Genomic DNA, 11,535 nt, shown 5'->3' with positions numbered 1-11,535 from the left:
GGGGGCCAGCCCCCGGACCCCCGCTCCTCAAACGCCGGAGGGGCTGGATTCGGCTCAGCCCATTCCAGCCCGTCCGGCGTTTGAGGACGAGGCCGTTCAGGCCGAAAGCGGGGTCTGGGGGCGGCAGCCCCCAGGGACGGGACGGGAAGGGGCGGCGGGGGCGAAACGTCCGTCAGCGGCCCGGGCGGACCGTCAGGTCGTTGACCTCCGCGTCCCGCGGGAGGTCCAGCGCCATCAACATCGTCGTCGCGACCGACTCGGGGTCGATCCACTTCGACGCGTCGTACTCCTTGCCCTCCTGCTGGTGGACCTTGGCCTGCATGGGGCTGGCCGTGCGGCCGGGATAGACCGACGTGACCCGGACGCCGTTGCCGTGCTCCTCGTGCCGCAGCGAGTCCGCCAGTGCCTTCAGACCGTGTTTCGAGGCCGCATAGGCGGACCAGTCGGCATGGGCGTTCAGACCCGCGCCGGAGTTGACGAAGACCACATGGCCGCGGGCGGCGCGGAGTTGGGGCAGGAAGTGGCGGGTCAGCTCGGCCGGGGCGATCAGGTTGACGTTGAGCTGGTGGCGCCAGGTCTTGGGCGTCAGCTCGCCGACCGGCCCGAGGTCGACCACACCCGCGATGTGCAGCAGGGAGTCCACCCGGTCCGGCAGCGTCTGGTGCGAGAAGGCCCAGGACAGCTTGTCCGGGTCGGCCAGGTCGCCGACCAGCGTCCTCGCACCGGGAAACTCCGCCGCGAGTTCCTTCGCGCGGCCCGCGTCGCGCGCGTGCAGGACGAGTTCGTCCCCGCGCGTGTGGAGGCGGCGGGCGACGGCCGCGCCGATGCCGGAGCCCGCTCCGGTGATCACATGGGTAGCCATGCCCGCCATGCTCGCACCCGCAGGGATCCGCGCAACGCCCCGCCCCGTCCCGCCGCCCGCATCATGCGCGCCTCACTCGACGCCCTGGCTCTCCTCCAGGTAGGCCAGCGCGCCCACCGGCTCCTCCGCGAAGAACACCAGGTCGGTGAGGGGCCGGGGCAGGAACCCCTCGTCCTCCATGCGCCGGAACTGCTCCTTGAGGCCGTCGTAGAAGCCCGCGGTGTTGAGCAGGACCACCGGCTTGTCGGTGTGGCCGTGCTTCTTCAGTTCCAGGATCTCGGTGGCTTCGTCCAGGGTTCCCGTCCCGCCGACCATGATCACCACCGCGTCGGCCTTCTCCAGGAGCAGCCTCTTGCGCTCGGCGAGGTCGCGGGCGATCACCATCTCGTCCGCGCCCGGCCGCGCCTTGGCGGCCAGGAAGTCCACGGAGACCCCGCACAGCCGCCCTCCGGCCTCCTGCACGCCGTCGGCGACCACCTTCATCAGGCCGACGTCCGAACCGCCCCACACCAGCGTGTGCCCGCCCTTGCCCAGCAGTTTCGCGAACTCGCGCGCGGGGCGCGTGTAGCGGTCGTCGAGGTCGGCGGCGGAGAGGAAGACGCAGATTCGCATGCCCTCACCGTACGCGGGAAGAAAGGGGGCTCCGCGAACGCTTTTCCGGTATGGCCGAAGGACACACGATCACCATCGAGCAGAGCGACCGGCACGTGCGCGTGGCGCACGGCGAGCAGATCCTGGCGGAGAGCGAACGGGCCCTCGTCCTCAGGGAGACGGGCTGTCCGCCGCGGTACTACCTCCCCGCCGAGGACGTACGGCTCGAGCTGCTGACCCCGTCCGACACCCACACCTACTGCCCGTTCAAGGGCACCGCGAGCTACTGGTCGCTGCCGGACGCGGCGGACCTGGTGTGGTCCTATCCCGAGCCCAAGCCCGAGGTCGCCCAGATCAAGGACCACCTCTGCTTCTACGAAGTCGAGGTGTCGTGAGCGAGGTCTTCAGCGCGTAAGGGCGATTATTTCCCTGCCTTGGGGCAGTCTCCACAGGCATGGACAAGAAGACCATTTCGCACGACGGCACCTCTCTCGCCTATCAGCGCACCGGGGAGGGGCCCGCGGTCATCCTCGTCAGCGGAGCGATGTCGACGGGCGCCACCGTGGCGCCCCTCGCCGGGCCGCTCGCCGGTCGTTTCAGCGTCGTCTCCTACGACCGCCGGGGCCGCGGCGAGAGCGGCGACACCCAGCCGTACGCGGTGGCCCGGGAGGTCGAGGATCTCGCCGCGCTCATCGACGCGGTGGGCGGCGAGGCCTCGCTGTACGGCATCTCCTCGGGCGGCGCGCTGGTCCTGGAGGCGGCCGCGAGCGGGGTGCCGGTCCGCCGGGTCGCCGTGTACGAGGTGCCGTTCGCGGTGTACGAGGGCGGTGCCAAGGAGCGCGCCGAGTACACCGAGCGGCTCGAGGAGGCGCTCGGGCAGGGCCGGCGCGGGGACGCGGTCGAGCTGTTCCTCAGGCTCACCGGGCTGGCCGAGGAGATGATCCAGAGCGCCCGCAACTCCCCGATGTGGTCCGGCATGGAGGCGATCGCGCCGAGCCTGGCGTACGACAACGCCGTGATGGGAGACGGTCTGGTGCCGCTGGACCGGCTGGCCGGGATCGAGGTGCCCGTTCTGTCCCTCGCGGGCAGCGCGAGCCCCGCCTGGATGCGCGAGGCCGCCCGGGCCGTGGCCGAAACCGCACCCCAGGGGACGTACCAGATCCTGGAGGGACAGACCCACATGGTGGATCCGAACGTCCTCGCGCCGGTGCTGGCGGAGTTCTTCTAATGGTCGCGCTCCTACGTCAGGACTTGAAGAACGGCGGCTGGTACGACCCAAGGGACTGAGCGGGAGCGTGTCCTGTTCGTCGTACGCACATCGGACGCGCACCCCCAGGCGGCCGTGCTCGCCGCGCCCGTCGCCGCGCTCGCCGTGGCGGTCAAGTACGCCTCTGCCCTGTATCTGCCCACCTTGGTGGCGCCGTGCACCCTGACCGCCTGCCAACGGCGCGGCCTGCCGCGGGCGTTGGTGCGCGGGCGGGCTGCTCCGCGTGGTCACCGCCGCGCTGCTGGGCACAGCGCTGTACGCCTCCGGGTACCTGGCGGCGATCCAGTCCGCCACGACGGCCTGTGCGGCCGGTACGACGCCCACGGACAGGTCCTGCGCGACTGTGCCCGTTGGGACGGCAGGCGGTAGCCGTGGCCCTTGTGGGGGCGTTCTCGTACGTCCGCACGGGCCGGATGAGCGAGATGCCGGGCCGACGCGGGAACCTGCCGGGGGCCCGTCGGCGGGCCGCGCTCGGCGGCTGCCGGTCGGCACGGCCTGCTCGCGCCCGCCTACCAGCTGCGCCTGCACGCCGAGGCTCGCTGCACAAGCACATCGGCTACGGCCTGTTCACCGCGGCGCCGCTCGCCGGGGTCGGCGTGGAACTCGGCGTACACGATCGACTGCACGACCCGTTCCGGACGGCACCTCACGGGCGCGGCCGGCTTCAATGGGGCCGTGACCGAACGGCACTTCACGCTGATCGTGCTGGACCGGGGCAACGCGACGGGCGAGAGCACGACGGTCCGGGACGCGCTCGTCCACTCGACCGGCTGCCGCCTCATCGGCACGGTGCCGTATGCCACGGGCTTGGGCAGCAGCCGGTTCGAGCTCTCGACGCCTTCGCTGAAGGCGGTCAGGCGACCGAAGTCGTGGTCCTCCAGACGGCCGCCGACCAGTTCGACGGTGACCTTGGTCTCGCCGCCGTGAGCTCGGAGCTACTCCACTGCTCCCCGCCACAGATCTCGCTCGGCTTGCAGGAAACGTCGCTCCAGTTCGTCGAAATCCGTCAGTACCAGGCGAACAGCGCGGCGGAACCCCGTACCGTGCCCGCTGGTCCTCAGATGGACGAGTTCGTGGGCGAGAACCAGATCGATCAGAGCTGGGGACAGTTGCATGAGCGCCCAGTGCAGCGAGATACGCCCGCCGGGCTCGCAAGCCCCCCAGCGCTCCCCCAGTTCGCACGCCTCTACGCTGCTGGGCACCACTCCGGCCCGGGTGGCCAGGGAAGCCGCCCTGGCCGTGAGCCATCGGCTCCCTCTCGTGGTGTACCACTCCGCGATAAGGCCTGCTCCCTGCTGCCGGTCGGTCGGCCGTGGCAGTTCCAACCAGCCCTGCCGGAGCCGCGCCCTCCCGGCAGTCTCGCGCGGAAGCACCTTGAGCCGGTACCGGCGTCCGAGGTAGGCGAAACTCGCGCCGTCCACCAGCTCCTTGACCGGCTGTCCAACACGTCGTCCGCGCCTGCGCACCTCGGCCGCCAGCCGTGGCAGCCGGGCCCTCACCGCGTCGGCGACCGCCTTCGGCTCGGCTTGGGCCGGTACGGCGAAGAGCAGAGCGCCGTCCTCGGCGATCTCGATACCGAGAGTCCGCCGCCGTGGCCGTACGGTCACGCTCCACTGCCACTCCTCAGGCAGCGGCAGCGCGGCGATGGCCGACTCTACGGTGGTGGTCACGCCGTATTCGTATCACCTGGTTCTGACAGAGCCGCTCAACTCCGTCCTCTGCCCTCGCCGTACGCCAGGAAATCCGTTCGCCGGGCCTCCGCCATGTCCACGAGTTCGGCCGCCAGATCGTTCGTGACATCCCATTCCATGCCCAGGTGCTCTTCGGCTCTCCTCCGGAGCGTTCTGCGGGCGTCGTTCCGCGTCGCGGGCGAAGTCGTGAAAGAAGGGACGCGTACCAACTCCACGATGTCCTGGGTGAAGGTGCGGGCCATCGCATGCATCTCGGCATCCTGAGGCAAAGGCAGCATCCCGGCCTCTTCCAGCGCCTTGGCGAGGGCCCGGCAGACCGGCCCCTCGGTGAGCGGATCCAGCCCCGCTGCCAGGTCGGCACTGCCCGCCTCGGCCTCAGCGGCATTCACATCGGCGACGAGCCTCGCGAGGTCCGCGGCGGCCTGCTCGCTGTCCTGCCGCATCTGCCGGACGATGGCTTCCAGGCGCTCGCTGAACGGTTCGTACGTCGCCTGGTCACCGGCCAGACGGGCGGTGATCCGCGTGCGCAACGAGCTCTCCATGTACGCGATCCTCGCCCGGGGGTCGGGGTTGGCGTCGACGCGTTCCATGAAGTCCGGAGCGCTGAGGTCGACCCGGGGTACGCGCAGTTCGGCCTCATGCGCCCGGAGGTGCTCCGCGATGAGCTGCCGTACCTTGGCGCCATAGCGCCGCGGACTGAACTCGTCGCGGCCGTCCAGGTAGCGACGCCGCACCACGTACTGGATCTCGCCGAGGCGTCCCGCGAGCCGCTCGTACGGCAGCGCTCCCGGCCGGGGCAGCACAGCGCCGAGCGCGGACAGGAAGTCACGGACCAGTTCGTCGAACTCGCCGCGCGTGATCGGATCGCCCAGGGCGTCGAGCAGGTGCTCGCGGCGGGTGTCGTCCTCAAGGGTGAGGAAGCCCTGTGCGTCGTACGCCGCGAAGCCCCGCTCGTCGAGGAAGCGGGCCAGTGCGGCGTGCAGGTCGGTCAGGAGCCCGTCGGCGGCGGCATCCGCCTGGAGGAGCAGACCGTCACGCGTCGGCTGCCCGCTCGGGAACCGGCCGTCATCGTCGCGGTCCAGGTGGTCCGCGTCGACCCGCTCGTAGCCGTACACCTCGCGCAGGTGCTTGTGGTCGTAGTCGCGCAGCAGGCGGGCCAGTGCCGGCCCCACGCCCGCGTAGTCGACCACGAGACCCCACCGTTTACGCGGGTAGGGCCGGTTGGTGCGCGCGACGGCCTGCAGCAGGTTGACGCCGCTGATCGCCCGGTCGAGATACAGAACCTGTTCGACGGGGGCGTCGAAGCCGGTGAGCAGCATGGACTGCACCACGAGGAAGGCCAGCGGCTCGTCATCGGCGTCGGTGTCCCTGTCCGTCTCCACGGCGTCGTGGCCGTGATCGTCGCCCGGCAGTCCGCCCCACTCGTCGAACCTGTCACCGGCGCCACCGAACCCCTGTCCGGCCGAACCGTGAGGGTCAGCTGCCCAGCCGGGGTCGTCTGCCGCGGTCTCGGGATCGCCGAGCCCCTGGAGAAAGCGGGCGATGTAGGCGTCCTGGCGGGACTTCTGCTTCCAGCGGCGCCAGCCCTCGGGGTCGCGGCCCGGGCTCGTCGGCGACCGCTCGGAGATGACGACCGCGGCCTCGATGCTGCGCAGCAGGTCGCGCTGCCGGTGCATGACGAGCAGTCTGCGTGTCTCGTCGTCGGCGTCGAGGGCGGCGTTCGGGTCGTGGACGAGGTCGGGGTCCAGGGCGTCGAGTTGGTCGAGGAGGCGGTCCCGTGCGGCGAGCAGGGCGTCCCGGTAGCGAACGGCTGCGAGCCGGGACACCGCGACCACCTGGGCGGCGAAACGGTCCGGCAACGCGTTCACCGCCCAGTGGCGCAGCATGTGCTCCGCCTTGGAGGCGATGACGGTCGGCGACTCCTGGACCTCCTTGCGCCGGGCGAATTTCCGCAGGACGAGCCGCCGCTCCTGCGGATCGCTGGGGACCCGCTCGTCGAAACGCAGGTCCAGGGCCGCCTTCTCTACGACCTCCAAGGGAACGTCCCAGGCTTCGTAGCGCACGGGGACGACGGAGCCGTCCCGCTCCGCGTCCCGCAGGGTGTAGATGTCGGCGAAGCCGCCGAAGACCTCCTCGGTCTTCTTGCGGGTGTCGTCGATGATGGGTGTCCCGGTGAACCCGATGAGGACGGCGTTGGGCAGCATGGCCCGCAACCGGGCGTGCAGCCAGGAGTCGTGCCCGCGATGGGCCTCGTCGACCAGGACGACGATGCGGGAGCTCGTGTTCGCGGGCACGTTGTGCAGGCGGGGCTGCTCGTCAACCCCCTCACCGAGGGTCTCCTCGCTGCCGTCGTCGACGCTGTCGTCCTTGCGTGCCTTCTGGAGCATGACGAGGACGACGTCCGGCACGTCGACGGCCAGCTGTCGGCGCGCGTCGGGGACGTCGACCGCGCGGTGGACCGCTTCCTCCGCGGCGCCGAGTGACCCGCGGATCTGCCGCTCCAGGTCCCGGCGGTCGGTCACGACGACGACCTTGTACGTCCTGAGGTCGGGGTCGCTTCTGAGGTGCCGGACGAGGAACGCCATGGTGAGGCTCTTGCCGGAACCCTGCGTGTGCCAGACGACTCCGCCGCGGTGGTCGGCGGCCCGCCCGGCCGCGACGGCCGCGCCGCGCGCCCGCAGGCGGGCGGCGAGCGAAGTGACGGCGCGGAACTGCTGGTAGCGGCCGATCACCTTGATCGTACGGCCGCCTTGGAGCCGGTCCGTGGTGAAGTCCCGTACGAGCGTGATCAGATGACCCGGCGTCAGCACCCCGGCCGTCAGCACGGCCATCGCGTCGCCGTACCCTGCGGCCGGAGCGGGCTCAGTGGTCCGCCACGGGGTGAAGTACTCGGGGTCGGCGGTGACCGTGCCCAGCTCGGCATGATCACGGTCGGTGGCTATCAAGAGCTGCGCGAAGCGCGTGAAGGCCGTGACGGGAGCGGGCGCGTACGCACCCGCGTACCCAATGACCTGAGCGACGGCGGCGTCCAGCGCGGCACGGGTGTCGCTGCCGGACGTGAGGGGTGCCTTGCATTCGACGACGACCCAGGGCAGGCCGTTGACGAACAGCACGAGGTCCGGGGTGACCGGTCCGGCACCGGCACGCTGGACACGGAACTGGGAGGCCGCAAGCCAGTCGTTGCCGTCCGCCGCACCGGCCCCGGGCAGCCCGAAGTCGGCGTCCCAGTCGACGAGTCGTACGTACTCGGGGTCGCCCTCCTGCCAGCCCGGCAGGGTACGGGCGTTGACACCGTCGCGCAGCAGCCGGGTCGCCTGGAGGTTGCCGGCGACGCCGGGCTGGGCGTACTCGGCGCCGCGCTCTGTGCCGAGGACCCGGGCGAGCAACGCGTCCAGCTGCCGCTCGTCGAGCCAAGGGCGCCCGTCGAAACCAGGGTTGATGCGGGCGACGGCCTCCTTGAACCGGTCGGGATGGACGGTCTCGGTGAAGGATGTCCGCCCGGAGGCGGCGGGGTCGGTGGCCGGTGCACCGGGGGGCGCACCCTCCAGGTGCTCCCAGCCGAGTTCGACGAGCTGCCGGATCAGGGGCCGCTCCGTCTTCTCGTACTCCGGCAGCACTCGCCGCCCCTGCGCCCCCATCGCCGAACTCCCGCCCGTCGCCGTGTCGTCACGCCTGTACCGTCACTCCATCACGAAGCGTGCGCACAACTCTACTCGTGCGGACGGGATATGACGCGGGCACGACGACCGGACCGGCCGCGCGGACGGCCCGGGAGGCTCAGACCCGTTGGGAGGCCTCAGACGATTCCCGGATCGGTGCGGTGGATCGGCCACGCGTCCCGCAGCTGCCACTCCTTCGCCTCCGGCAACCCCTCGGTGGCTACAGTCAGGATCCGGGAACCGCAGTCGACGCGGAGCGTCTTCCCGTACGGACCGGTTGCCCGCTCCCGATAACCGCCTGGAGCGGGGTCCGTCAGAAGGGTCCAGGACCTGGTGTACGGGTCCAGGACCAGCCCGACGGGAATCCCGGCGGTCGCGTACGCCCTCGGCTTGAGCACGTAGTCGTTCTCCACCGATGACGGGGACACGATCTCCACAGCCAGCTCGATGGCCTCCGCGTCGTAGGGGGCATCCTCCTCCTCGTCGCCGTGCCACACGATCACGTCCGGCGTCAGCCGGCGGTCCCACGCCGGATGGGCGAACTCGATCTCGCCGAGTACGGCGTCACCCGCCTGATCACGGAGCTGGCGGTCGATCTGCTGCTGGGTGCGGTAGTGGGCCGGTGCGACGGGCGACATCATCACGACGCCGTCGACCACGCTGACGTCCATACCCTCGAACCTCTTCTCGACATCCCGGGCGATGTCCAGCAGGTGAGGGAGGTTCCGCGTGATGTGGTGCTCGGTCACCGGTGGGGCTCCTTCGGCGGCGGTGAGGGACGGTTCCACGGTATCCGGGGGCGGGCGGTTCCTCGACTGAGCGGCGGTGTCGGGCGGGCGTGGCTGACGTGTCGCGCCGAGACGGGGCCCGACGCCCCGACTCTCCCGGAGTGAGAATCGGGGTATCGGGCCTTGCGTACCTGATCTCGGCCCGTCTATGTCGGGTGCGGCGCGGTGCCGGGACCGGTCATGGCGGCGTCAAAGTACTGGAATGCTGACAGTTCGTACGCACTGTGGTGGGTCAGGCCCGCGTGCCTCAGACACCACACCTGGGCCTCGTCTGCCTCGGCCGTGTCGGCGGAACGCTCACCGCAGGTGAGGCACTTGCCGAAGTGGCGTACGGCCATGGCGGGCATGGCCGTCAGCGTCCATTCCGCGAACCGGTACCGGCCTATCATGACCCGGTTGCCGTTCCCGGCGTTCATCCGGACACCTCGGCTGCGCGCTGGGACTCGTCGTCGGCGGCGCCCTCATCGCTATTGTCAGGCGCGCGCAGGCGTGCACCCCGGCTGTCGGCGATCCGCAGCACGTCGCCGAGGCAGTGCGTCGCCGCCCGCAGTGCGAGGCGCAGCGCGTGCTCCCCGGCCTTCTGGTCGTCCAGGACGGCTCGGGCGCCCTTGAGGACGTCAGCGCCGTCGCGCAACTGATCCGCCTCGATCGTGTCCGCGAGCCGGGACAGCGCGCTCCGGCCGCCGCTCACGGACAGAAAGCACGGCTTGCCCAGATCGGTCTCCCAGGGCAGCAGCCGCAGGCCGGCGGCGGGCGCGGAAACGGTGTTCCGGTCGTAGCTCATCGAGCGGTCACCGCCGCTCCGTGCATCCGGCGAGGGGTGGTGTAGACGCCGTGCGTAACGAACACCAGCGTCCGCCTACGGGCGCGCTCGCGCTGCCCCTCCCACCGATGACGCTCGTGCGCGACGACGTACGGCCGTACGAGGGCGTTGTCCTCTCCTCGTAGGGGCGGGACGCGTGGGAGACGCGCGGTCGGGATGTTCGGCGGCGGTGCCGCGAGGCGCGAGCGGGAGGCGGGTGTCCGGTGACGTCCCGGCGCGGGGAGCAGCAGCCGCAGCAGCGGTCCGAATAGGCGGGCGATACTGTGGGCCATGTCATCAACCCTTCGAGTTGGTGGCCATGCCCCCGGGCCGCGCCCATCGCGGTCGCGGGGGTCTTCTGACGGTCAGTTAGTGACCGTACGGCCCACACGAAGGGTGTGGGGGCACACTTTGTGCCCCGTATGTCAGGCCGCCAACACGCCGATCTTCACTGCCAGTTCGCTTGCCCGTCGCCGCAGAACCGCGTTCTTCGAGTCTGTCTCTTCCAAGACGATGCGCCGTGCGTAGCCGTTGTAGCGGATGGTTTCCGGTGCGGCTTCATACGCCTTGTCGAGGGTGGCCAAGGCCGCCTCGGTCTGCCCATCGAGGTGATATCCACGAGCCTCTTCGATGCGGTGCCGGGCACGACGGGGACGGGAAGGGATCGTGGTGGTGTCCGCAGCAGCAGCTTGCCGAACACTCTCGGCACCCGCGTGCAGTTCGACGGCGATGGTGACGGCATGCGCACCCATGACAGCCTTCGAGAACGATGTCACGGGATGGTAGTAGTCGGTGGGCAAACGATCGGCCATGGCCCGCGCGGTGTCCCAGTATCGCCAGGCAGTCCCCGTGTCACCCCGCCGAGCAGCGGTGTAGCCAGCCTCGAACTGGAGAGCGCCAGCGATCGCCAGTACGTCGTCAGCGGCATCGGTCAAGAGCGGTTCCAAGTATCGGAGCGTTTCGAGGTTCACCGCGTCTGCGGCATCGAAATGGCCTGGCCCGCTGTCGCGGTGAGCCTGTGTGGCCAGCCATGCCGCGACACCCAGAGTGTGCGGATCTTCAGATTCCTGCGCTGAGATGATCCCGCGCTCCACGACTCGCCACAACAGCGATGCGTCCGGCTGATACGCGATGAAGAATTGGCTCAGGCTGTATGTCTGGGACAGAATCGCTTGGGCTGTTCGCCGTTGGGTAGCGGAATCGGCTTGCAGCACGGCGAGTTGGGCGTCCCGAATCAGATCGGGCAGGAGAGCCCCGACGACGTCCCGGTGGTTCGGTGCGGAGTGGCGGGCGCTCCATGCTCGGGCAAGACGTTGCCGCAGATGTGCCTGTGTTGGGGCCTCTCGCTGCGTCGCCAGAGGGAACGCGTTGATCACAGAACGCACCTGGGGCAGACGAGCATGCCCAGGCCCGGTGAACAGTTCGACGGCCATTGACTGATCACCGGTGAGGTCAGAAAGGTCTCGGACCCTCAAGGCTTCCGCGATACGCAGCACCATGGGGAGCTTGGGCATCTGGAGGCGCCCGCCCTCGACTTGCTTGACCCAGCTCGGCGACTTCCCGAGCAGACCCGCGAGGACACCACGGCTCATGCCGCGACGGGTTCGCAGGATCTGCATTCGCTGGCCGAAGGCGACCGGCTCGGTGAACGGGTCGGGAGTGGTCTCTGGAGACACGGACCTTGCCCCTCTCTGTGCAGTTCGCCACTGTCAGTAGTACGGGGGCGCTGCCGGCCTCCGTTCAGCGTCGACATCTGAACGGTACCCCTGGCCCGTTCCCAGGAACTACGATCGTCTGCTATCGCTCCTGGGTGCGTGCCCTGGCAGGCCGAACTTACGGTGCCGTACTGCGACAACGTGTGATGTGCGTCGGCTC

12 protein-coding genes are annotated in these 11,535 nt (G+C 70.1%); 3 read left to right on the top strand and 9 right to left on the bottom strand.

What is annotated here, in order from left to right; all coding sequences use genetic code 11:
* Positions 1-172: 172 nt before the first annotated feature.
* Together ACWCRD_RS41120 and ACWCRD_RS41115 are read right to left on the bottom strand one after the other, a co-directional pair.
* Positions 173-862 (bottom strand): SDR family oxidoreductase, encoded by a 690-nt coding sequence (locus ACWCRD_RS41120; RefSeq protein ID WP_450970789.1) that lies wholly within the window; start codon positions 860-862, stop codon positions 173-175.
* A gap of 72 nt (positions 863-934) precedes the next feature.
* Entirely contained in the window at positions 935-1,474 is a 540-nt protein-coding gene (locus ACWCRD_RS41115; protein ID WP_450970788.1) for an LOG family protein, read from the bottom strand.
* 50 nt (positions 1,475-1,524) lie between these two features.
* On the opposite strand from ACWCRD_RS41115, the gene ACWCRD_RS41110 reads away from it, so the two are divergent.
* From ACWCRD_RS41110 to ACWCRD_RS41100, 3 genes are all read left to right on the top strand, one after another.
* Positions 1,525-1,848: a DUF427 domain-containing protein gene (locus ACWCRD_RS41110; protein WP_450970787.1), complete on the top strand. Its 324-nt coding sequence runs from the start codon at positions 1,525-1,527 to the stop codon at positions 1,846-1,848.
* Between the two features lie 59 nt (positions 1,849-1,907).
* Entirely contained in the window at positions 1,908-2,681 is a 774-nt protein-coding gene (locus ACWCRD_RS41105) for an alpha/beta fold hydrolase (protein WP_450970786.1), read from the top strand.
* 714 nt (positions 2,682-3,395) lie between these two features.
* Entirely contained in the window at positions 3,396-3,647 is a 252-nt protein-coding gene (locus ACWCRD_RS41100) for a hypothetical protein (RefSeq protein WP_450970785.1), read from the top strand.
* 8 nt (positions 3,648-3,655) lie between these two features.
* Here the strand turns inward: ACWCRD_RS41100 and ACWCRD_RS41095 are convergent, their stop codons facing one another.
* The 7 genes from ACWCRD_RS41095 to ACWCRD_RS41065 form a co-directional block, all read right to left on the bottom strand.
* Entirely contained in the window at positions 3,656-4,390 is a 735-nt protein-coding gene (locus ACWCRD_RS41095; RefSeq protein ID WP_450970784.1) for a M48 family metallopeptidase, read from the bottom strand.
* A gap of 35 nt (positions 4,391-4,425) precedes the next feature.
* On the bottom strand, positions 4,426-8,049 hold the full coding sequence (locus ACWCRD_RS41090; RefSeq protein WP_450970783.1) for a type I restriction endonuclease subunit R: 3,624 nt from the start codon (positions 8,047-8,049) through the stop codon (positions 4,426-4,428).
* Positions 8,050-8,207: 158 nt separating this feature from the next.
* On the bottom strand, positions 8,208-8,819 hold the full coding sequence (locus ACWCRD_RS41085) for a Uma2 family endonuclease (RefSeq protein WP_450970782.1): 612 nt from the start codon (positions 8,817-8,819) through the stop codon (positions 8,208-8,210).
* 185 nt (positions 8,820-9,004) lie between these two features.
* Positions 9,005-9,274 carry a DUF7848 domain-containing protein gene (locus tag ACWCRD_RS41080; protein ID WP_450970781.1) on the bottom strand — a complete coding sequence of 90 codons (270 nt, stop codon included), beginning with the start codon at positions 9,272-9,274 and terminating at the stop codon, positions 9,005-9,007.
* Positions 9,271-9,642 (bottom strand): hypothetical protein, encoded by a 372-nt coding sequence (locus tag ACWCRD_RS41075; protein ID WP_450970780.1) that lies wholly within the window; start codon positions 9,640-9,642, stop codon positions 9,271-9,273. Before ACWCRD_RS41075 ends, ACWCRD_RS41080 begins: the two co-directional genes overlap by 4 nt.
* Positions 9,639-9,953, bottom strand: coding sequence for a hypothetical protein (locus ACWCRD_RS41070; RefSeq protein WP_450970779.1), 315 nt, complete (start codon positions 9,951-9,953; stop codon positions 9,639-9,641). Before ACWCRD_RS41070 ends, ACWCRD_RS41075 begins: the two co-directional genes overlap by 4 nt.
* Before the next feature lie 132 nt (positions 9,954-10,085).
* On the bottom strand, positions 10,086-11,336 hold the full coding sequence (locus ACWCRD_RS41065; RefSeq protein ID WP_450970778.1) for a helix-turn-helix domain-containing protein: 1,251 nt from the start codon (positions 11,334-11,336) through the stop codon (positions 10,086-10,088).
* Positions 11,337-11,535: the final 199 nt, after the last annotated feature.

It is taken from the genome of Streptomyces sp. NPDC002092 (assembly GCF_053593775.1).
Note: the sequence above shows the minus strand (reverse complement) of the source record. Positions and strands in the feature narration are given on the sequence as shown.